This is a genomic window from Streptomyces sp. NPDC020958, from assembly GCF_055562175.1.
Map to the genome: position 1 here is coordinate 659,067 of NZ_JBVHFU010000001.1, position 20,493 is coordinate 679,559.

24 protein-coding genes and 1 pseudogene are annotated in these 20,493 nt (G+C 70.1%); 11 read left to right on the forward strand and 14 right to left on the reverse strand.

Annotation, left to right across the window (positions count from 1 at the left end):
- Positions 1-7: 7 nt before the first annotated feature.
- The gene (locus ACZ3KP_RS03030) at positions 8-910 is read right to left on the reverse strand and encodes a helix-turn-helix transcriptional regulator (protein ID WP_387140958.1); all 903 of its coding nucleotides are present in this window, start codon (positions 908-910) and stop codon (positions 8-10) included.
- Between the two features lie 1,196 nt (positions 911-2,106).
- Here ACZ3KP_RS03030 and ACZ3KP_RS03035 point away from each other — a divergent pair.
- The 9 genes from ACZ3KP_RS03035 to ACZ3KP_RS03075 all read left to right on the forward strand — a co-directional run bounded on the left by ACZ3KP_RS03035 (position 2,107) and on the right by ACZ3KP_RS03075 (position 9,288).
- Positions 2,107-3,048 (forward strand): hypothetical protein, encoded by a 942-nt coding sequence (locus ACZ3KP_RS03035; protein WP_387140961.1) that lies wholly within the window; start codon positions 2,107-2,109, stop codon positions 3,046-3,048.
- Complete coding sequence (locus tag ACZ3KP_RS03040; RefSeq protein ID WP_387140964.1) at positions 3,048-3,755, forward strand: ATP-binding protein; 708 nt, start codon at positions 3,048-3,050, stop codon at positions 3,753-3,755. The genes ACZ3KP_RS03035 and ACZ3KP_RS03040 overlap by 1 nt, the downstream gene beginning before the upstream one ends.
- 100 nt (positions 3,756-3,855) lie before the next feature.
- Positions 3,856-4,452: a WhiB family transcriptional regulator gene (locus ACZ3KP_RS03045; RefSeq protein WP_387140967.1), complete on the forward strand. Its 597-nt coding sequence runs from the start codon at positions 3,856-3,858 to the stop codon at positions 4,450-4,452.
- Positions 4,449-5,474 carry a DUF2637 domain-containing protein gene (locus ACZ3KP_RS03050; protein ID WP_387140969.1) on the forward strand — a complete coding sequence of 342 codons (1,026 nt, stop codon included), beginning with the start codon at positions 4,449-4,451 and terminating at the stop codon, positions 5,472-5,474. The genes ACZ3KP_RS03045 and ACZ3KP_RS03050 overlap by 4 nt, the downstream gene beginning before the upstream one ends.
- Before the next feature lie 92 nt (positions 5,475-5,566).
- Positions 5,567-5,788 (forward strand): hypothetical protein, encoded by a 222-nt coding sequence (locus tag ACZ3KP_RS03055; RefSeq protein WP_387140972.1) that lies wholly within the window; start codon positions 5,567-5,569, stop codon positions 5,786-5,788.
- A gap of 272 nt (positions 5,789-6,060) precedes the next feature.
- Positions 6,061-6,411 (forward strand): plasmid mobilization protein, encoded by a 351-nt coding sequence (locus ACZ3KP_RS03060; protein WP_467495837.1) that lies wholly within the window; start codon positions 6,061-6,063, stop codon positions 6,409-6,411.
- Between the two features lie 2 nt (positions 6,412-6,413).
- Positions 6,414-8,159: a relaxase/mobilization nuclease domain-containing protein gene (locus tag ACZ3KP_RS03065; RefSeq protein ID WP_387153205.1), complete on the forward strand. Its 1,746-nt coding sequence runs from the start codon at positions 6,414-6,416 to the stop codon at positions 8,157-8,159.
- A gap of 67 nt (positions 8,160-8,226) precedes the next feature.
- Positions 8,227-8,634: a hypothetical protein gene (locus tag ACZ3KP_RS03070; RefSeq protein ID WP_387153203.1), complete on the forward strand. Its 408-nt coding sequence runs from the start codon at positions 8,227-8,229 to the stop codon at positions 8,632-8,634.
- Between the two features lie 129 nt (positions 8,635-8,763).
- Positions 8,764-9,288, forward strand: a complete 525-nt coding sequence (locus tag ACZ3KP_RS03075) for a proline dehydrogenase (RefSeq protein ID WP_387153201.1) — start codon at positions 8,764-8,766, stop codon at positions 9,286-9,288.
- Positions 9,289-9,436: 148 nt separating this feature from the next.
- Here the strand turns inward: ACZ3KP_RS03075 and ACZ3KP_RS03080 are convergent.
- The 3 genes and pseudogenes from ACZ3KP_RS03080 to ACZ3KP_RS03090 form a co-directional block, all read right to left on the reverse strand.
- Positions 9,437-11,101, reverse strand: a pseudogene (locus ACZ3KP_RS03080) (IS1182 family transposase).
- Between the two features lie 137 nt (positions 11,102-11,238).
- On the reverse strand, positions 11,239-11,415 hold the full coding sequence (locus ACZ3KP_RS03085) for a hypothetical protein (RefSeq protein WP_453293010.1): 177 nt from the start codon (positions 11,413-11,415) through the stop codon (positions 11,239-11,241).
- Positions 11,416-11,657: 242 nt separating this feature from the next.
- On the reverse strand, positions 11,658-11,882 hold the full coding sequence (locus ACZ3KP_RS03090; protein WP_387140533.1) for a hypothetical protein: 225 nt from the start codon (positions 11,880-11,882) through the stop codon (positions 11,658-11,660).
- A 518-nt stretch (positions 11,883-12,400) separates the two neighbouring features.
- Between ACZ3KP_RS03090 and ACZ3KP_RS03095 the strand changes: the two genes are divergently transcribed.
- Both ACZ3KP_RS03095 and ACZ3KP_RS03100 read left to right on the forward strand, forming a co-directional pair.
- Entirely contained in the window at positions 12,401-12,574 is a 174-nt protein-coding gene (locus ACZ3KP_RS03095) for a hypothetical protein (protein WP_387140536.1), read from the forward strand.
- Positions 12,575-12,654: 80 nt separating this feature from the next.
- Entirely contained in the window at positions 12,655-13,128 is a 474-nt protein-coding gene (locus ACZ3KP_RS03100) for a hypothetical protein (RefSeq protein ID WP_387140539.1), read from the forward strand.
- A 166-nt stretch (positions 13,129-13,294) separates the two neighbouring features.
- On the opposite strand, the gene ACZ3KP_RS03105 is transcribed toward ACZ3KP_RS03100, so the two are convergent.
- The 10 genes from ACZ3KP_RS03105 to ACZ3KP_RS03150 all read right to left on the reverse strand — a co-directional run bounded on the left by ACZ3KP_RS03105 (position 13,295) and on the right by ACZ3KP_RS03150 (position 20,464).
- Positions 13,295-14,332 carry an SPDY domain-containing protein gene (locus ACZ3KP_RS03105; RefSeq protein WP_467495841.1) on the reverse strand — a complete coding sequence of 346 codons (1,038 nt, stop codon included), beginning with the start codon at positions 14,330-14,332 and terminating at the stop codon, positions 13,295-13,297.
- A 98-nt stretch (positions 14,333-14,430) separates the two neighbouring features.
- Positions 14,431-15,225 (reverse strand): winged helix-turn-helix transcriptional regulator, encoded by a 795-nt coding sequence (locus ACZ3KP_RS03110; protein ID WP_387140545.1) that lies wholly within the window; start codon positions 15,223-15,225, stop codon positions 14,431-14,433.
- A 32-nt stretch (positions 15,226-15,257) separates the two neighbouring features.
- Entirely contained in the window at positions 15,258-15,743 is a 486-nt protein-coding gene (locus ACZ3KP_RS03115; RefSeq protein WP_387140548.1) for a type II toxin-antitoxin system RelE family toxin, read from the reverse strand.
- Positions 15,740-16,546, reverse strand: a complete 807-nt coding sequence (locus ACZ3KP_RS03120; protein ID WP_387140550.1) for a hypothetical protein — start codon at positions 16,544-16,546, stop codon at positions 15,740-15,742. Before ACZ3KP_RS03120 ends, ACZ3KP_RS03115 begins: the two co-directional genes overlap by 4 nt.
- 1 nt (position 16,547) lies before the next feature.
- On the reverse strand, positions 16,548-17,147 hold the full coding sequence (locus ACZ3KP_RS03125) for a DUF4913 domain-containing protein (RefSeq protein WP_387140553.1): 600 nt from the start codon (positions 17,145-17,147) through the stop codon (positions 16,548-16,550).
- A 95-nt stretch (positions 17,148-17,242) separates the two neighbouring features.
- Complete coding sequence (locus ACZ3KP_RS03130; protein WP_467496759.1) at positions 17,243-18,172, reverse strand: DNA cytosine methyltransferase; 930 nt, start codon at positions 18,170-18,172, stop codon at positions 17,243-17,245.
- Positions 18,165-18,455, reverse strand: a complete 291-nt coding sequence (locus tag ACZ3KP_RS03135; RefSeq protein ID WP_387140556.1) for a DNA cytosine methyltransferase — start codon at positions 18,453-18,455, stop codon at positions 18,165-18,167. Before ACZ3KP_RS03135 ends, ACZ3KP_RS03130 begins: the two co-directional genes overlap by 8 nt.
- The gene (locus ACZ3KP_RS03140) at positions 18,445-19,047 is read right to left on the reverse strand and encodes a hypothetical protein (protein ID WP_387140559.1); all 603 of its coding nucleotides are present in this window, start codon (positions 19,045-19,047) and stop codon (positions 18,445-18,447) included. The genes ACZ3KP_RS03135 and ACZ3KP_RS03140 overlap by 11 nt, the downstream gene beginning before the upstream one ends.
- A complete protein-coding gene (locus ACZ3KP_RS03145; protein WP_467495845.1) occupies positions 19,044-20,231 on the reverse strand; it encodes a DnaB-like helicase N-terminal domain-containing protein in 1,188 nt (395 codons plus the stop codon). Before ACZ3KP_RS03145 ends, ACZ3KP_RS03140 begins: the two co-directional genes overlap by 4 nt.
- Entirely contained in the window at positions 20,228-20,464 is a 237-nt protein-coding gene (locus ACZ3KP_RS03150) for a hypothetical protein (RefSeq protein WP_387140564.1), read from the reverse strand. Before ACZ3KP_RS03150 ends, ACZ3KP_RS03145 begins: the two co-directional genes overlap by 4 nt.
- Between the last annotated feature and the right edge of the window lie 29 nt (positions 20,465-20,493).

The window sequence follows — 20,493 nt, forward strand, 5'->3', positions numbered from 1 at the left end:
TCCGGTATCACTCGTTTGTGTTTGTCTCCTTCTCCTCCAGCTCCGCCACCAACTCGTTGACCAGCGCCATCGCTTTGGGCGACAGCCCCTGTGCGCCGAGGCCGCGAGCCCTCACCCGGCCCACGGCTCCCTTCTTGGCGGCTGCCAGGAGCTGAAGGCCCTCGTAGACCTGGGCGGCCACGGCGTCATCGGGTTCGAAGTACATCCGCGAGACGCCGACGACCGTCGCCAGTCCGTCCAATACGGCAGGCGGCGCGGATTCGGCGACGCCGGTACGGAGGTTCCGGAACTCCTCCTCGGTGATGATCTGAGTCCCGGCGTGGGCGTTCACCGCGTTGGCCATTTCCGCGTCGGAGGGAGGGCCAGGGGGGCTGGGGTACGAGTTGTCGAGGAGCAGAGTGATCTTCTCGGCCAATGACTCGGGAGGGCCGCCGGGACGCGAGGCCGCCCTCTTTCCCGACAGCTCGGGTTCGTCGATATGCAGCCCCTGTGCCTTGGCGATTGACCTGTCCTCAGCTCGCCGCAGCTCATCCTCGCTGACCCCGTACGCCGACGCCAACGCCGGGACGTACTTGTCCTTGAGGCGTCGCTCGCCGCGTTCGGCAGCCGCCACTGGCCCGGCGCTCCGGGTTCCGATCAGTTCGGACGTCTCGTACTGGTAGTAGCCGGCGTCGCAGCGCAGATCGGTCAGATCGGGGGGGCCGGACCGCGGGAACAGGTCGTCCAGCTCCCGGCCGAGCGCGCGGGCCAGAGCGGGAAGCTTCTCCGGGTCGGGAGTCTGCGCACCGCTCTCCCAGCTGGCGACCGCGGAGTCGGAGACACCCAGGGCCTCGCCCACGGCGGCCTGGTAGATCTCAGCGGCTCGCCGGACCACACGCAGACGGCTCCGGTCGAAGTGGCGGGCAGGCATCTGACCTCGCTTTTTATGCAAGCTGGAGTCGATCCAGTGTGTTGACTTTTTCTCTAGCCGGGAATAGCTTCAGCTTAGCGAAGAGCGAGCGGCATCGCACGCGGCTCGGTCTTCCTCTTCGACCCCACCAACGCTCCCGGCGGAGGTGGGGCTGCCGGAGTGCAGCCGCGGCATCCCGCGCGCGGGGGGGCTCCCGGAAGGAATCGGTACCGAGGGCTCCGTCCCTCGGGCGTTGGAACGTGTGCGGCTTCGAGCCTTGAGTGGGCGGAAGGCGCACCCTTCGGCCACTCCCTACCCAAAACGGGACCTGTGAGTGGCTGTCACGTGAGGAGTGCCGCATGTCTCTGCTGCGTCGAACGGACGTCGGAAGCCACATCTGGATCCAGATCTCGGGAGCTGTGGATATCCGATCCCGCGCCAATCCCCGCCCCCGCTGAACCTCGCTCACTTAGCGGTGCAGGATTCGGTCCGGAGTGCTATACCCGGCACGACCTTCCGCCGGGAGCATTCTCCAGCCCCAGCGGTATATGTCGAGTTGGCGTCGGCTTCCCGCAGTGCCCGCTGTCCGCTGGAGTGTTCACCACGTGTTGCATATGTTGCTGGTCCAACGCCGGCACCGCCGAACGACGACCCCGCAATGGAGGAAAGCGAAACCACGCCCAGCGTCAACTCTGCGATTTCCAGCAGGAAATGAGGACGGCGCCCAGGAGTTAGTGGCTCCCGGGCGCCGAGCCCGCCACCCCTGAGGGTGCGGATTCATAACCGGGGCGAGTCGGCTGGCCTTTTCGACGAGAACGGCCGTCCCACCCCACCTACGAGTGAGGAATTGTCGCATGCCCGCGTCCCGAAGCGGAAGGGCGATCACCGCCCGGCCCGCCAAGGCTGTTGAACCCCCGGACGATATCCGTCAGCACCGCCTGGCTGTCCTCCTGGCGGACATGGTGCCTGGTGCCCGCATCTTCCGCGTCTCGCAGCGCCAGCCCGGTCAGACCTGGCCGAGTCCCTATACCCGCGCGTACGACGAGCGGGGACAACCCATATCTCTCAACCGGGCCCAGCGAACCGCCGCCGCCCGCTGGGTGATCCGGGCCTTTCCCGGGGCGAACTGGGACGGGGCGCATGACCTCGACCTGACCACCGGGTCCCTGCGTCCCACGGCGAGGGCCTGCGCTCCATCGGACGGGGGCCGCTGACCCGTGGCCCGGATCCGAACTATCAAGCCCGAAGCCTTCGCGTCCGAGTCGCTCGCCGCCGTCTCCCTCGCCGCCGAGCGGACCTTCTTCGGCCTCCTCACCCAGGCCGACGACCACGGCCGCTTCCGCGACCAGCCTGCCGTGATCACCGGACTGCTGTGGTCGCTGCGCCCGGAGCACGGACCCGTGGACGTCGAGGACGACCTGACCCAGCTCGCCGCCGCCCACCTGATCTGCCGCTACGGAGGTGACGACGGCAAGAGGTACCTGCACGTCGTCACCTGGCGCCAGCACCAGAAGATCAACCGGCCGAGCGGCGTCCGCTTCCCTGCCTGCCCGCACCACGATGTCGAGCAGCCCGTTCCGGACGCACCGCGAGCTCACGGAGACGGCACTGAGTCCTCCGTGAAGACCCACGGAGGGCTCAGTGAGGGCTCACGTACCCGGGACGAGATCCCCAACCCTCACAAAACCGCAGCTCAGAACACACTTCGTGAGCCCTTGCGGAGCGCTCACGGAGGACTCAGTGAGCCCTCGATGAGCCCTCACGGTCCGGATCTAGGACCTAGGAACTTGGATCTAGGAACTACTTCTCCTTCGGGGGGCGCAGGCGCCCCCGCATCGGAGACCGTCTCGACTCAGCAGCTCATGGCCGAGTACGCCGCTGCCTGTGCCCACCGCCCGCCCAGCGGCGTACTCGGTCACCTCGGACGGGAGACCGCCAAGCTCCTCGCGGAGGGCATCGATCCGGACCACGTCCGGGCCGGTCTGGCGCGCCACCGGGCGAAGGGGCTGCACCCGAGCACCCTGCCGAGCCTGGTCCACGAGGCCATGAACGCCACCCCCACCAGTTTGGTGCGGACGGAATCGCGGCCTAACGTGCCCGTTCACCGGGCCTGGGCCAATCCCGCCGACCCTGCCGCCGCCTACGCCGAGGAGCTGTGATGCGCGACCACGACGCCCAGCCCGTCGGCGGCATCGCCCGACGCCTGACCAACATCCTCACCTCACGGGGTATCGACCCGGCCACGCAACTCACCGACCCGGTCGAACCGATCCCCGCCCTCCAGGCGGCACAGGCCCGAATCCCGGCCCGCTACCAGGCAGCCGTCGCCGACCACCCGGCGGTCGCCGCCTGGGTCCGCGAGATCGCCGAGGCCGGCCGTCCCGGACCCGAGGGAGCCCGGGGCATCGCGCAGGGCCGCTCGCTGCTGATCGTCGGCACCACCGGCACAGGCAAGACCCACCAGGCGTACGGCGCGATCCGCTCGCTGCTCATCGCCGGCGTACGGCTGCGCTGGAAGGCGACCACGGCCGCCGACCTGTACGCCGAACTGCGACCCCGCCTCGGGCACGACGGCGAGCGGGAGCTGATGGACCTCGCCCGCTGCCCCCTGCTGATCGTCGACGACCTCGGCGCGGCCAAGAACAGCGAGTGGACCGAGGAGATCACGATGCGGCTGATCAACCGCCGCTACAACGAGATGCTCCCGACGCTGATCACCACCAACCTCGGCATGGCCGACCTGCGTCAGCACATCGGCGACCGGGTCGCCTCCCGGCTGACCGAGATGAGCGACAAGGTCATCCTCGACGGCCCCGACCGCAGACGAGCCCTCGCAGCCGAGCGTCGCCGCGTCCCCGCCGTCTGATCCCCGCCGCGACCGGCTGCCACCACCTCCGCCTCCTTCACGCACCAACCCCTGGGACGCGCCTGCCCAAAACGCGCCCGGGGCGACCGGAGACACCCACATGCACAGCACCGAGAACCAGACGCCGCGCACCCTTGGCGACCTCACCTGGCACGACAGCGCCGCCTGCCGCTCGACGACCCATCACCAGGTCGATCCGGACATCTTCTTCCCCGAGCCCGACGAGATGGACCGCATCCGCGCCGCCAAGGCCCTGTGCGCGCAGTGCCCCGTCCGTGCCACCTGCCTGGACGCCGCCCTCGAAAACGGAGACCGCGACGGCATCCGGGGCGGCATGACCGAAGAGGAACGCGACCCCCTGCACCGCAATGTCCACCGCCGCTGCGACTACGCCCGAGTCAACGCCGTACTCGCCGGCCGCGACATCCACCTCACACAGGCCGAGCGCGACGCCGTCGTCATAGCCGCCTACCACGCCGAGGTGCCGGCCGAGCGCCTCGCCTGGCTGCTCAAAATCACCGAGGAACACGCCGAGAAGCTCTACCGACGCACCCGCCGGAAGATCCGCAACCGCGCCGTCGACCACAGGAAGACGGTGAACGAGGGGAAGAAGAAGCCCAAGGCCAGCCCCACCACGGAGCTCAAGGCACCCACAGCCGAGACACCTGCACGTGGCGACCTCGGGACGGCCGCGTGAGTCACAACGCCCCAACACCGGCGCGGATCACCGGCTGGGACCGAGCCGCGATCGTCGCGCTCGGCGGCGCCGGATGCGCTCTCTCGTACGACGCCCTGCAGCAGATGGCCACCGCCATCCACGTCCGAGGACCCCTCACGTTCCTCTTCCCTCTGGTGATCGACGGCTTCATCGCCTACGGAGTGCGCGCCCTCCTGGTCCTGCGCACCGCCACCTTCGCCGCACGCCTGTACGTCTGGACGCTGTTCGGCACGGCGACCACCGCCAGCATCTGGGCCAACGCCCTGCATGCCGTACGCCTCAACCAGCAGCATCCCGGAGGCGGCGGACTCCGACTCGGCGACGTCACCGTCGGCGCCCTGTCCACCCTCGCCCCGCTCGCCCTGGCCGGAGCCGTCCACCTGTACATCCTCATCGCCCGCCGGGTCACCGAGGCCGGTCACCACGGACACCCGGACACCGTCGCCGTCCGCACTGACCGGATCACCGCTGACCGGCCGGAGACCCCGCAGGTGGCGGACGGACGTCGGCCGGTCCCGGTCACCTCCGGGCACTCGGCCGCGCTCTCCCGGCCGGAGAACGGCCGTCCGGCGGTCACTTCCGGCCCGGACATGCCGCGAATGGCTGACCGGGAGGAGGCGTCCGGACACCACCCGGAGAGCGTCCCGGAGCCGGAGTCCACGCACGGCGGAGACACCACTGACCTGGGCGGACGGCCGGTCAGCAGACCTGCCCCGATCACCCGTCTCCGGCTCGCCGCCCCCACGGCCACCGAGCGGGAGACCAGCCGGGACACCGCCTCAGAGGCCTCGGACACTGGCGGCCCGGACACCGCCGCGTCGGCGGACACCCTCCTGCCGATCGCCCGCCAGGCGGTCGCCGACGCGGGCAAGGTCACCCGCGAGGTCGTCGCGGACGCCATCCGCGGACAGGGCAAGACGCTGTCCAACGACCGGCTGACCGCCCTGATGCGACACCTCCGCGCCGAGAGCAGCCACAAGTCGGCCACCAGGACCGGCTGACCGACCGGCCCGGACAGGCGGGCGGCCAGCGGCCACAACCTGGCCGCCCGCCCGCACCCCGCCAACTCTCCTCCACGCACCGGAGACACACATTGCGCACCACACCGACCACCCCGGCCGAAGCGGACGCCTGGATCACCGTGCTCCGGCGGTACGGCCACCTGCACCGTGCCGAACCCGGCCCGGACGGAACCTGGACCGTGCAGCGAACCCCCGCCAGCACGCCCCGCACCCTGCATCACCCGGTCCTCGCGATCGACTTCCTCGCCGAGATCCTCCGCGACGTGCGCCGTACGAAGGCCCGGACGCACTGATGGCACGCTCCGAATCACCCGAAACAACCTCTGACCTGCGGCAAGGTGACTGCCCGGCACGAGGCCGAGCAAGCTGTAGCTTCCGAAACTCCTCCGCGGCCCGTGGCCGCGGAGGAGTTTCGGAAGCGCATGCCCCCGCCCCGGGAGGGGTGGCGGAAGCCCGGCACCAGGGTGCGCCGTGCTCGCAAGCCGCGACCGAGGGCGGATCGCGGCCAGGAGAGGACCCGAACCCGCCCGCCACTACGCGTACGCGCCCCCGCCTGCGCCAGAGCGTGCACCGTGACCAAGTCCGCAGCGTCCGACTGACCTCCGACGAACTCGCGTTGGTGAAGCACGCCGCGGAAGCCGTCGGCCTGAAGACCGCCGGGTTCCTCGCCGACGCCGCGGTCGCGGTCGCCCGGCACCAAGGAGGCCCGCAGCCTTGGCTGTTGGACCAGCGCGGCCGGGTCGAAGAACTGATGGCCGCCAGCGCACAGCTCGCCCGCGCCGGCAACAACCTCAACCAGGTGGCCCGCATCCTCAACTCCGGCGGTCAGGTGGAGTACGCGGACGACGCGGTCGCCCGCGTCCTGCGGGCCGCGGACCGGGTCGAGGCCGCCGCGATCGAGATCGCGCGGCGCTGACGGTGGTCCCCGACATCTCCACCGGCAGCCGCACGTACGGACTCCTCAACTATCTCTACGGACCCGGCCGTCGCGACGAGCACACCGACCCGCACCTCGTCGCATCCTGGGTGCCCGAACTTGCCCACGATCCCGGACGCGATCCGGTCGCCACTCTCAAGCAACTCGCTGACCGGCTCGACCTCCCCGTCCTCGCCCTTCCGAGGGACCGGCGCCCGATCCGGCACGTCTGGCACTGCCCCGTGCGCACGGCACCCGGCGACCGTCACCTCACCGACGCCGAATGGGCCGAGGTCGCCCGCCGCATCGTCCACGCCACCGGCATCGCCGAAGACGGCGACACCAAGGCCTGCCGTTGGATCGCCGTACGCCATGCCGACGACCACATCCACCTCGTCGCCACCCTGGTCCGCGAAGACGGCCGCCGCCCCCGCCGCCACGAGGACGGCATCCGCGCCCAGGCCGAATGCCGAAAGATCGAGAAGGAATTCGGCCTGCAGATCCTCAACGGCGGCGACCGCACCGCCGCCCAGCGCCCCACCAGCGCCGAACGCTCCAAGGCCCAGCGAACCGGCCGGACCGAGACACCCCGCGAAACGCTGCGGGAGAGCGTTCGCCACGCCCTGGCCGGAGCCGCCAGCGAGGAGGAGTTCTTCCACCGCCTCGCAGAAGCCGGCCTTCGTGTCGAACAACGCATCGCCCCGTCCGGCGACACACTCGGGTATAAGGTCGCCCTCCCAGGCGACCGCAACCGCGACGCCGAACCCGTCTGGTTCTCCGGCTCGAAACTCGCCCCGGACCTCTCCCTGCCGAGGATCCGTCAGCGCCTGGAGGCCGGGCGCCTCGATGGCGAGCCCATCACGGACCATGGAGATGACCGAGTACCTCGCCCGGCCCCTGCACGGCGCCAGGCGGTCACGGTCGCCGAACGAGCCGTATCGATCCTCGACGGGGACGATGACGAAGACTCCGCCGCCCAACTCGTCGGCGCCGGCGAACTCCTCGACGCTCTCGCCCAGACCGCCCCGCCCTCGACCCGCGCGGAACTCTCCGAGGCCGCCCGCGCCTTCGAACGCGCCACCCGCTCCCACGTCCGCGCCGAGCGCGCCGACAACCGAGCCATCCGCTCCGCCGCCCGCGGCATCATCCGCGCCGGCAACGCCCTCGGCAAAGGCGAAGACGGCGGCGCCACCGCGATGGTCCTGTCCACGATGGTCCTCGTCACCATCGCCGCCGCGCGTTGGCACTCCGCCCGCGGCCACGCCCAGCAGGCAGCCGCAGCCCAACGAGCCGCACAACACCTGCGCAGCGCCTATCGGTCGGCCGCCGCTGTTCCCATGAACGCGATGCGCGAGCAGGGCCGGCGCCTCCCTGAACCCGTACGAGAGCGGTACGCCGACACTCTCGAAACCCTCCTGCCCGAGCAGTCCGACTCCCTACGCCGCGAACCCGGCTGGGACGCACTCGCGGCCACCCTGGACCAGGCCGAGCGCGCAGGACACGACCCCGATGCCCTGCTCCAGCAGGCCATCGAATGGCGCGAACTGGACACCGCGGACAGCGTCACCGACGTCCTCGTCTGGCGAGTACGACGCATCGGCAAACTCCCCGCCACCATGGACCCGCCACGCGCCCGTACGAACGCGCAGACAACCCGATCACGCCCTCGCCCGTCCCCGCCGCAAGCGCCCTACGCGTCGGCCGACACCTGCCGTGTCGACTCCCGCCACCGGGGACCAAGGCGCTGAGCAGCACAAAGAGCTGGACACCGACGGCCGGCGCCTGTTAGGGCTGGTTGATATGGAGAAGGAGACAATGCAGATACTCGACGAAGGCCTCCACACTCAGAGAACCGTTCTGCCGGAGACGGCCCTCGGCGACGATCCTCTGCTGCGGCTCCAGCAGGAGACGCAACTCGGCGACGGCAGCATCGGTCTCCGCGCCACTACCCACCCCGAGGAAATCGTCATCACCGGGATCCCCGTGATGTGCCCGCAGTGCGGCGCCCGGCGCGACTGGATGGTGATCTGCGACCACGACGAGATCAGCATCCGCTGCCGCTGCGCACACCAGTGGGTCGAGCGCGAACTGACCCGCGCGGACTACGAGGCGATGATCGACGTCGGAGGCCAGGACTACCCGAGCCTGGACGCCGCGGCCCACGCCACAGGCTACGACGGCACGCTCGCCGGCATCTATCTGACCGAGCCCAGGCCCGAATAGCCCTGCGGCCGGGCGCCGCAGACGTCGCGTGCAGACGCATGCACGCAGACCCACGAGGTTCCTTGCGAACGACCTGGTCTCGCCTCTGGACACACGTCAAGCTGGTATGGGCTTAGGCAGAATGGGGCGATGGACGCTGGACTCACCGCGCTGCTCGGCGCCGCCGTAGGCTCACTCGCGACCCTCGGCTCCGCGATGGTCGCCGGACGTGCGGCGGCGCGCTCGCAGTTCGGCCAGTGGCGTCGGCAGCACCGCCGGGACGCCTACGCGAACTACCTTTGCACGCTATACGACCGTGATGTTGCCTTGGACGCGGTACGCGACGCGCTGCGGGTTGACCGGCCGGACCTGCGGGATGTCGACGAGAAAATGGAGCACTTCGTCGCCCAGGCCCGCGGTGTCCACAGGGCCGCCGAGCTTGTCATCCTGGAGGGCCCGACCTCTGTAGTGGGGGCGCTGTACGGCGTGGTTCACGCGTCCGACGACCTCGCCGAAGTCGTGCGGCGGATGGTGCGCGACGCCCGCGCGGAAGACACCTCCGCCAAGGCCGCGGACACCGCGCTCGCCGCCGAGCGGGAACACTTGCTCTACCAGGCCGTGAAGCACCTTCGCAGAGCGGCATCCGACGTCCTGGGCGACAGCGGGACACGCTAGTCCGCTCGTGGGCGCACCGGCGGTTTGCATCAGGAAGGCACCCCGGCTGTCTGGTACAAGGCTGTGATGTCCCAGGCCACGAGGGCTGCCCCAGTCGTGGACACCGTTGGCGAATTGGCCCTCGCAGTGAATCTCCGCCCCACCGGGCTCACCCGGTGGGGCGGAGTGCTGCGAAGTGGCTGGTTCGAGTGGGGGGCAAGGGGCGTGTCGGTGAGCCAGGCATCGAGCCGGACGAGATTGATGCCGGCGGCGGTGAGCAGGTGCTGGAGGTGGGTTTTGGCCCACCCTCGGTAGCGAGATCTGCGCAGGCCAAAAGCCCTGGAGCCTTGGGAGATGGTGCCCTCGACACCGGCGCGGTGCCCGTAGCGTCGTAGCGTCGCAGCCAGGCGGGGTCTTGCTGATTGGCCCGGGCCTGCTGGATGGCTTCGTGCTCAGGCTGTCTGCGTAAGGTGATTTCACGGCCGATGCTGAGGATGGAGCGGGTGCAGTCCGGGCGGGACGGGCAGGGGCGGCAGTCGGTCGGGGAGAACTTCACCCGGATCACCGGCACGTTGCCGCGATGGTCGTCGTACCACTGTCGGCTTGTGGCGCCGTTGGGACAGGTGGCGTGCTGCCGGTCCCAGTCAACGGTGAAGGCGTCGATGCTGTAGCCGTTGCCACGAGCGGCCTGCCATCCGACGTTCGGCCGGACCGGCCCGCACAATTCCACCTCGTGATCGCGGCGGGCCGCGACGATGTTGGCGGCGGTGGCATAGCCGCTGTCGACAAGGTGGGTCTCGGGCAGCAGGTCCCGCTCGGCGAGCTGCTGGTGGATCACGCCGACCTGGGCGCTGTCGTCGGCCGGGGCGGGGGTGGTGGTCACGTTGACGATCAGGTGCGGGGCGTCCGGCTCGCAGGTCTCCGTCAGATGGACTTTGTAGCCGTTCCAGGCGCAGTCCCGCTTGACCCCCACCCGGGCGTCGGGGTCGTAGGGCGAGCACAGGCGGTGTGCTCCGGGCGGCCGGTGCTTGGGCGCGCGCCATGTCACCTCCCCGTCGGTGACCTCGTACTCCTGCACCCAGCTCTGCCGCAGAAGTTCCACCGCCGGCAGTTCCCGCAACCACCCTGGTGCGTCGTTCGACCAGACACCGCGCAACAACTGCATGCCGTCCTGGCCGACCTGGTGGCCGTGTTCGACCCGGGCCGCCCAGCGGCTGGGGATCTTCGACCTGGTGTCGTCGGGCCTGGCCGAGTACCTGTCGAACCACTCCACCGGTGCCCGTTCGGCCAGCCACTTCGGGGCAGCCGCAGCCAGCGCGTTCAGCGCGGCCCGCATCATCTCGACCACGTACTCCAGCCGGTTCAGGTCCCGGACCGCCGCCAGCACGTGTGTGGCATCACTGCGCTGTCGTCCACCGGCCTTGAGCAGGCCGTTTGCTTCAGCGTGCTCAAGGATGGCGTCTAGCATTCGGGCCTCGGCACCACCGGCGATGAGCCGGTCCCGGAACTCGCTGAGCACCGAGAAGTCGAACCCCGCGTCGGTCAGCTCCAGACCGAGCGCGTGCTTCCAGTCGATCCGTGAGCGGACCGCGTGCGCGGCCTGCCGGTCCGAGAAGCCCTCGGTGAACTGCAACACCGAGACCAGCGCAAGCCGGGCCGGCGACATGGCCGGGCGGCCCCGGCAGGAGAACAAGCCGGCGAAGTCCTCGTCATGGAACAGCGGCCCGAGCACGTCCCGCAGCCGGACAGCCAAACAGCCGTGGGGAAAGGCGGCACGGGCCACGCTCGCCGTCGCTTCCGGCACTTCTCCAGGCTCCTCAGGACGCAAGACCACCGTCACCCTCCCCAGAACATGCGTCGGTCCGCACCACCAACGCGGTGGTGCGGACCGACGTCACGCCGGGGCGGAAGGGATTCGCCAACGGTGTCCAGTCGTGGGACAGCCCTCGGAAGTTCGCGGTGAACGGATAGTCAGCGGGTCGCCAGGTGGTTGGCGAGGTGCAGCGCGTCGGTGGCGATGGACAGCGCGGCGTGAAGCCCGATGACCTCGTGAATCGTAGGGTGCACGACGGCGGTCCAGTCGCCGTGGAGGTCAGGCCAGCTGGCGAGGAGGACCTCGGCCGAGGCCAGACGGAGGTGAGCGGTCACATCCATTCCGTCTCCGAGGCAGGGCTCCCAGCTGAGGAGGATGGAGCCGGGTTGGAGGCGGTCGGCGTTGAGGTCGGTTATCCACATCGTGGGGATCGGCTGGGTGGGACGAGGAGGCACGCGGCGGAGGAGAGCGCCACGCGCGGACTGCGGCATGGGGTGACGGACCAGGTCACTGAGGAGCAGGCGTTGCGAGGAGTCGCGGGAGCTGATCGGTGAAGCAACGTGTCGTGGGCGGTACGTCATACGTTGGCCCAGTCCAACTGGTTGCGGACGGCGGGCGGCAGCACGCACTCCTGGCCGTCTTCGGCGATATAGACGGCTCCGTTCGATCCAGTTATCTCTAGAATGCGGCCGATGCGGTGGGCATAGGGCCAGTCGGGATTGATGGCGAGGCACACAGGCAGGTCGGGGTCGAAGTTCTGGAGCTGACGGACCAGTTGGCCAACAGTGATCTTGTAGCGCAAGACAGTCTCCTGGGTGATGAGAGTTCGGAAGCGGATGTCACAGCCAGGTGCAGTAGCAGGTGGGAAGGCGATCAGAGCGGCGAGGAATCCCGCGACGGCCTGTGCCGGGGTGTCTGTCCGAAAGAACAGCGGACGTTGCAGTCCGGGTCGGCGACGACGTCCCATCCCTGGTCCTTGAGAAGGTCGGTCACGGGTCGGGCGCAGTGCATTCGAGGAGCCACTCACGCTCGCCGAGGGTGGGCAGAGGAGGTTCTGCAGGAGGCCGGAACGGGGCGGTGGTGGTGAGCGTCACGAACAGAGAACCCTTCGTTGACCTGCTGTTTTTCCGGGCTCCCGTACGTTGACATGGTCTTGGCCGGTGTCTCCAGTCCGTTGCCCGCAGTGTGCGTCTGCCGTGCGCGAACTGCTGCGGGTGCGAGGACTGCTCTGCGTCCAACGCGGAATGAAACGGAGGTCCGCTCAGCTGGTGCGGGAGCGGCCGGTCGACGGCCGCGTGGAGAGAAGAGTGAGGAGCGGGCTTGAGCAGCGAGGAAATTCGCGCGCACGATGAGGCTGTCGATGACGTTGAGGCGGCGTCGTTGGGCCGGTCCCGGATGGCTGATGGGCGACGGATCGAGCTGAGCGTGGGGGAACTGGCGCGGCTGACAAACGTCGAGACCGACGGTTCCATGATCGGGTTCAACCAGTCGTAACAACACTCCTGATCAGAGAGGTCGTTGAGGGACGACCAGCGGGTTGGATGGCGGAATTGACGGGGGCGGTCAGAGATGTTATGGCCCGGCTGTCGCAGGGCACGGAAACGGTCCGCGTGTTCAAGGGCGGTGACGGGCTGCGCACCCTGGACCACTACCGCGACGGACGGCGTACCGAGAGCGTCGAACTGTCCACCACGCCCGTCGTACGAGGCGAAGGCCCCCACACCCTCGCTTCCGCCCTCCGGCAGGCGCTGCATGCGATCCCCGCCACCGCGAACTCCGGTTCCGCGACTTCGGTCCTTCTCGTCGGCCTGGACATCGTTGTCCGGCATGTCGGCGGAGTGCTCGACGCCCAGACGCTGCGGGGACCTTTGCTGACAGCCTTCCTCCCCGATGCTGATCGCGTGCCACTCCGGCCCGTCCGCCGCCCGCCCACCGGGTCACCATCGCAGACCACGGCGCCTGCCGACGCCCCAGCGGCCAAGCCCGGACGGCAGCTGGGCGTTATGCCTGCTGCCCCAAAAAGCCCCGGCAACCACCATCCCAGCTGAAGCACTCTCGGCCGGCGGGTGACAGCGGGGGCGGTTTCCAGACACCAGAACCCCTCTTCTTTCACGGGCAGCCTTTGTCGAGGGCTCTCGACAGAGGCGGGGTTGACCCGATTCCCTGAGATCTTGCTGAACCGTCCCGTACGCCCTGCCTCCGCCAAGCGGGCCTTCAGGCTGTCGCAGAGGCGTCCTCATCGAGAGAGACACTGTCACTTCCGGCGCGGCAGTCACCGGCATGCCCCTTGACAATTCTGATTCCGCATAAGCGCCAGCTCGTCGTCGTGAAGGGCGAAGCCGTGATCGAGGAGAGGTACCAGGACGGGGTCATCGGTGACGGTGCAGCCGACGAGGGGCAACGCTGCCGTCGGGAACCGGCGTGCGTGGTGAGCGCGGTTGGCGCGGCCGGAGGCGGAGATGAGCGCATCGCCTGGACTTGGGTACTGCGGGCCAGCGCCGCCGTGGACCGTGGGTTGGGCCTGGTCGTTTCGGTGCGGGTGACCGAGACCAGTGAGCGGTGACGGTCGGGAATCTGGTCCAGGGCGCGCGGCACAGGGGTGGGGTCCGTGAACGCGGCGGCGGAGGCCGTGATGAGGTGCTGCGGGGTGTACCGGCTGAAGAAGGCCCGCCAGCTCGGCGTGTACACGGGGTCGGGGCCGGCGGACATGCGCCACGTCGACTTCTCGGGCGTGAGCAGTTCGTCGTACTCGTGCAGCCAGCCGTCGGCCATCCGATAGGCGGCGTGGCCGTCGGGGGAGACCGTACGGAACGGCCGGGTGCCACGTACGGCCTTCCACCGGTGTCGCGCGGTGAGGGACGCGGGGCTGATACCCGTGTGGTGCGGGCCTCCGCTGAGGTAGTCGGCGAAGTTGTTGTGCAGTCCGTCGACGAGGATCTCGGTGAAGGCGGCCACGATCTCGTTGGGCGTGTTCCGGTCGAACGTGGTGATCCAGTCGGGCACGCCGAGCGGGTCCTCGGCGTAGGAGATGGTCCACCCGCCGTAGAAGCTCTCCAGGGCGTTGGCGACGCGTACGCGCTGGCATGGGCTCGTGTAATAGGTGTCGGTGCGGAAGGCGATGGTCTTGGTCCAACCGGGGGCGTGGTCCAGGAGGTCGAAGATGCTGCGGCTGTCGCCGGGACCGGCTAGGTAGCCGGGACTGACCAGGACATTCGAGTGCGGGGCGAGGGCAGGCGGAGCGGGACTGGGCATGAGAGGGCCTTCGGGTGGTGGGGCACGGGCGGCTGAGCGGCCCGTGTGAGGGCGCGAGGGCGCGGTCGCGCGGAGGGGTCTGGCCATGGGCACTGGAGTCACCTGGTCCGGGATGGGCGGGAGAGCGCGGTGACGTACGCAGGCACGCGTGGCTGCGAGTCGGGGACGTGCGAGAACAACTCGGGAGATGTCGCGGGACTGCGGCGCGTAGCCGCGCTCGCCTGTACGGCCTGCTGTGCTGGCGGGCTGAGTTGGGTGGGGCGAGTTGTCGTCGGGTGTGCCTTGCGGGCGAACTCCGCGAGTTCGGCGTACACCGGTGTGAGCCCCCGGGCCGCGGACGTCAGGGTGTACTCGGAGCCTTGACCGGAGAAGGGGCTCCTGCGGGTGATGAGCTGGTCGGTCTGGAGCTGCGTGATGCGGTAGTGGAAGGAGCCGGTGGCGAGTGCGGCTTCGGTTCGCAGCGCACCGTTGGGAAGGGGGCCGTGCTGCGCGAGGGCGTGGAGGAGGGGGATCGTGCCCTTCCCGCGGAGCCGGCCGAGGGAGTCTTCTAAGCGTTCCGCCTCCGCGAGTGACGCCGTGCCGTCAGCGAGGTGGTTACGGTGCCAGGCCGAGAGCGCACGGTGGACGTGTCGGGTGTCGCGGGCGAGCGGTGTGAGGTCGTATACCCCGACCTGGGGCCGGTCCAGGAGGCTGCTCGTCTGCATGCGGCGCACGATCTGGGCCATGGCGTGGACGCCTACCCAGGGAAGTGCGGAGTTGATGTCGGCGAGGCGCATGGGGCCGTGCTGCTGGATGGTCTGCAGGGTCCAGGTGGTCCAGCGGGGCGAGAGGAGGGCGACGGCCTGGTCGACGAGGTCGGTGTGACGGGTGGGTGCGGTGGAGAGGACGGGCACGGTGGGGTTCTCCGAAGGGTGGTTGAGCGCCGTCAGCGGGACCGCGTGGCGCGTTCCGACGCGGTGCGGTTCGTGACAGCGGTCGTTGCCGCAGGCTGCTGGGTTGTGGTGGCCGGTCGTCCGGCGTGGTGCTGGGGGGAGCGGGCCCTGGCGGCTTGGGCTCGCCGGTCGTGCGGGGACATGGCGGTGGCCGTCCGTTCGCGCTCCAGCCGGAGTGCCGCGGTGCGGTAGGCGGCCTGGTCCTGGCGTTCGCCGACCGCGAGGAGGTAGATCTCCCGTTTGTGCTGGGAGGAGGCGGGAGCGTCCCGGTACTGGATGACCAGCCGCCAGCGGGTCTCCGGGTCGACGTAGACCTTGTGGCAGCCCGTCAGTTCGCGCTGGAGGGCGGCGCCGCGTTCGTTGCCGTGGACCAGGTGCTGCAGTTCGAGCAGGGCCAGGTCGCGGATGGTCTCCGGTACGGCGCGCAGGTCGGCCAGTGCCTCGGGATGGGCGGCGAAGGCGTACCGTGCCCGGCTCATCGCGCGCTCCGTCGGGAGTGTGTCGGAGCAGGTTCCGTTGATGGCGGTGGGAAGACGGCCGCGGGAGCTACGGCGAGGCCGTCACCGTTGATCGTGGAGCGAGCGCGGGCGGCTGCCGCCCGGCGGCCGACGGCGTGCGGTGGGGCGGGCGCGAGAGGGAGCGGCGAGTTCCGCTCCACCATCCACGTGTCCGCCTCCTCGGCGCTGGCGAAGACGCCCTCCCGGACGGTGTAGGTGCGCATGTCTTTGGTTGTCTCTTCGAGGAAGAGGCGGTACGGCGCAGCTGAGGACTCGGGATGCCTGTCGTGGACGAGGGTGCGTACCTCGACGCTGACGTCGAAGGAGCACGGGTTGTCGGTGTAGTGGTCGAGGACCTCGTACCGGTTGCCGGGGTTGGTCCGGAGCAGGTCCTCAAGGCGTGCCGTGAGGGCGTCGGCGGGACGGGGCCCGTGGCCGTGGGACACCTCGGCGGCTTCCTGTGGGCAGCCCCGGCGGATCAGCCAGTTCTGCGCCAGCGGAACGACCGGGTGGCGCTCGGACGCGAAGTCGAACGTGCGCTGCTCGACGTCCCGGGTGATGTGCAGCGTGACGTACTCCGCCGCCCCTGGGATGTCCCAGATCGCGGACCGGTCGTACAGCAGCAGGTAGCTGTCGCGGCCGTCGCCGCTGTGGTGCTCGGAGAAGGGGACGAACATGTCGTCCGAGAGCGTGACGGAGAAGAAGTCGTCCTCGATCCGCTCGGTGGCGGCTTGGAAGCCGTCGAGCCGGTAGTTCGGCGCAGAGGGTTCGTACGCGTCGGCCATCTCAGACTCCGGCGGGCTCGGGGGAGGCCAGCAGCCGGTGGTGGGGGCGGGCCGCGCTGGTTGTGCAGGCTCCGAACGGGCCTTCCGGGGTGCGGAGTTGGAGCAGAGCCGGATCGAGGTGATCGCGGTGCCAGGTGGAAGGGCCGGTGAGGCCGGCCTGGACGTCGGTGAGTTGCTGCCAGGCGAGCCAGAGGGCGTGGAGCCGGGCCACGGCCTCGGGGTGCTCCTGCCACTGTCGGCACCACGGGCGGCCGGTGGTGATCTCCCGTCCGTAGACCGGCAGGAGCAGGTTGTGCACCCAGTTGGTCAGCGCGGCCAGTTCCTCGGTGTAGGCCTTGGCGCCGAGCGCCAGGATGAAGACGGAGGCCGGGCCGCCGTCGGCGTTGCCTTCGGCCGGGGCGGAGGCCGATGCCGGGCTTTCGGGGTGGACGGGATCGGCCGCTTCGGCGACGTCCTCGGACGGCTGGTCGTCGGTGAGCCGGGCGAGCGTCTCGCTCTGTTTGCGGCTCTCGGCGGTGAGCCGGGTGACCGTGGCGACGAGGTCGTCGAGGTCGTGGTCCGGTACGCGCACCGGCTCGTTCTCGTGGGCGGGTTCGGACATGGCTACCCCTGGTGCGAGTTCTGGTGGGTGAGGTGTCGAGGTTCCGGAGAAACGGGGGTTTGGCCCTGCCGGGAAACGGGTGTAGATGGCGCAGGTCAGTGCGGCGCACGATGGCGGCACACGGTCCGGGGCGGGGCCAGGATCCGCAGGGCGCGGGCCGCCTGCTGGGGCACGACTCCATTGCCCAGAGCGGTTAGTTGTGCGGGACGGCCCAGCCCGGGTGTGCCGGTCACCCAGCCGGGAGGAAGGCCTTGCATCCACTCCACGAACCGCGGGTTGAGGCGGCCCGCGTCGTCGGTCGGCCGGGGCGCGGGACGCGTGGCGTGCTCCCAGCGGGTGATCGCGGCGGTGTACGGCCCCCAGATCTCGGCCCGTCCTCCGTGGCCGACGGATCCCCGAACAACGGCGCTGGCAGCGACCGCGTGAGCGGGGTCCCGTCCGTGGCACCCTTCCACCGACCGGCCATGCGTGTGGGTGGAGCAGCCGGGGTGGGCCGCAGGCGCGCTGCCGCCGAGGGCAGGGTCAGGTCCCCATTGCCGTGGCGCTGGTTGGGCGAGCCCTTGGTGCCGTCCGAGGCCTTCGGGGTGGGCAGGAGCCACTCGACCTCGTCCGCCAGGTTCGGGCCGTGGCCGCCCTGCTTGCGTTTCGCCGGGTGCTGGCTGCCCCCGTTGGCCCCCAGGTTGCTGGTCGGCGTCTTGAGCAGCGGTGATCCGTCCGGACGGCCAGGCGGCGAGGAAGATCCGCTCTCGGCGGTGCGGGGCTCCGACGTCAGAGGCGCGAAGCACACACCAGCGCGCATCGAACCCGAGGTCGGCCAGGGAGCCGAGTACGGCACCGAGTGCGCGCACAGCAGACTGGCCTGCGGTGTCTCCCAGACACCACGGGCAGGGTTCCACGTCGCCAGGGGAACCGGCGGGCGAGGTGAGGAGCCCCCGGACATTCTCGATCACCACCAGACATGGGTTGAGGGTTTCGATGGCACGGACGACGTGCAGCCACAGGCCGGACCGGGTGCCGTCAGCCAGTCCGGCGCGACGGCCGGCGACCGAGACGTCTTTGGCAGGGGAACCCGGCCGTCAGGACGCACACCTCCGGGGCTTCGGCCCAGTTCACAGCCGTGATGTCGCCGAGGTTCGGCACGGCCGGCCAGTGCCGGGACAGGATCCGGGCCGGTCCCGGATCGATCTCGGCATGCCAGGCGATCGTTCCGCCGATGACCGCCTGGATGCCGAGATCCAGGCCGCCGTACCCGGAGCACAGGCTCCCGATCAACGGCGACGTCTGGACCGGGGTCAGGTCAGCGGCCATGGCGGGGCGCCGGGGTGTAGGCGAGCCGGACCGGGCCTGGGGCGGGAGGCTCCACGGGCAGGCGGTAGATCGAGTTCGTCGGTCGTGCCGAGCGGCTCAGCGCAGCGAGGACCCGGGGCGGGGTGCCGTCGATCCGGTCGGCGGAGTGCCGCAGCGTGACGAAGGTTTCCTGCAGCGCGTCCACGGTGAGGTCCAGTCGGTCCTGTGCGACGTCGAAGGCGTCCTGGCGGGCCACGCGTAGATTCGCCGAGGCCGGGGCTTCCGCGTACCTGCGCAGGAACCCGAGCTGTTCGAAGGCCTCGGTGTAGTTGTTCACGGCAAGTCCCGCAGGGGCGGACGCGTCGGTGTAGGCGGCGATGACCGGGCCGAAGTCGAGTCCCGGGTCGCTGTCCGTGGCGCGGAGGAGGACCTCGTCCGACAGGTCCTTCACCAGTCCTGTCAGGGCGCGGAGATGACGGGACGCGGTGGCAAGGTCGGGCAGGGAGGTCTGCGTGTAAGACCGCGCTATGTCGGAACGGAGCATCTCGAACTTCCTTGCCAGAGCGTGTAGTTCGTCCTTCTCCGCGCCCGCGCGGCCGGTGCGGTCGGTCATGACGGACTCCGATGGCTGTGTCGTTCGGGAAGCGCAGCGCAGGCGGCCTCGACCGGTACCGAGGGCGCGGGGGTGGCCGCGAGGCGGCTGCGGGCTCGGGCCGCGTCGACGCGGGCGGCGGGCGGCGACGCACCGGGGCGGCTGGCCGGCCGCCGCTGGGCGGGCTCGGATTCTGGTTCGTTCGCGAGGCGTAGGCGGCGGCGCACGTCGTCCAGCGGACCGAGGGCGTTCAGGGCGTAGCTGATCAGCCGCCCCGGGGCCAGGGACTCGTCGTCGGCGAGCGCGCGCACCTGCCGAGCGACGGCGGCGGCCGTGCGGACGAGCGAGGCCTGGACGACCTGCTCGCCGAAGTGCTCGGCCACACCGGAGAAGGACAGCGGGTCGCAGATCCGCAGGACGCGTTCTGCGTCCAGTATTCCGTCGGACAGTGCGCCCCGGCGCTGGGTTTCCCACAGCACGGTCAGCTGATCGATGGGTTCGCCCCGGTGATGCAGTGCGCCCAGGGCGCGGTAGATCTGCTGATGGCCGCTGTCCACGAAGTCGCCGGGATGCAGCCAGCCGACGACTTCGAGCAGTTGCTCTGGCCGGGCGCTGATGCACCCGAGGAGGAACTCCTCGTCGGCGAGGACCTGCTCGTCGACAACTTGCGGCTGCTGTGCTGGCGACGTGACCGGCTCCGGGGACGGCACAGGTCGCGGCTCGGTGCCCCACCGGTGGGCGAGATCGGCGAGCACGTCGGCCAGGACCCGGGCATGGCGGACCGTCTCCTCGACCCCACCGCGGACGGCGTCGGCACGCGCGGCCTGGTGCAGGCGGATGGCGTGCTGGGTGACGCTGCGGTGGATGGCGCCCTCCAGGACCATCCGCCCGTAGACGGGCGCATGGTCGGGGCGCGGGCATGCGGAGATCAAGGAGTGGGCGTACGACGCGGTGAGCCCACGGGTCCGGGTGCCGGCCTCCTGGACGGTGTCCGTCACCCAGGACAGCGGGATCGGGTCTCCGCTCTTGCCCGTTGTGGCCGGGTGGCCGTCGGCGTGGAGCCTGAGCATCGCGGCGTAGAGAGCAGCGTGTGCAGGACGGTGGAAGTGTTCGGGCCGTAGCCAGGGCGAGAGATGGTCGAGTTGGGAGGGGTCGAGGAAGACCGAACCCAGGACCGCCTGCTCGGCCTGGACGAGCGGCGTCACCGTCGCTCCCTCAGCGCGGACGTGCGCTCGGTACGCAGCTCTGCGACGGCACGGTGGGCGGCGGCCATGTCGGCGGCGAAGCGGTCGAGTTCGCCAGTGAAGACGGGGTCCGCGGCGGATATGGTGCCGTTCGGGGTGACCAGCCACCATGCGCTCCCGCGACGGACAGCGGGAGTGCCGGCGAGCCGCTCGGAAGGGCGGACGGATGCCCAGGTTGGAACGGGGTGGGACATGGGAGCACCTCAAGAAGAAGGGGAGGCCG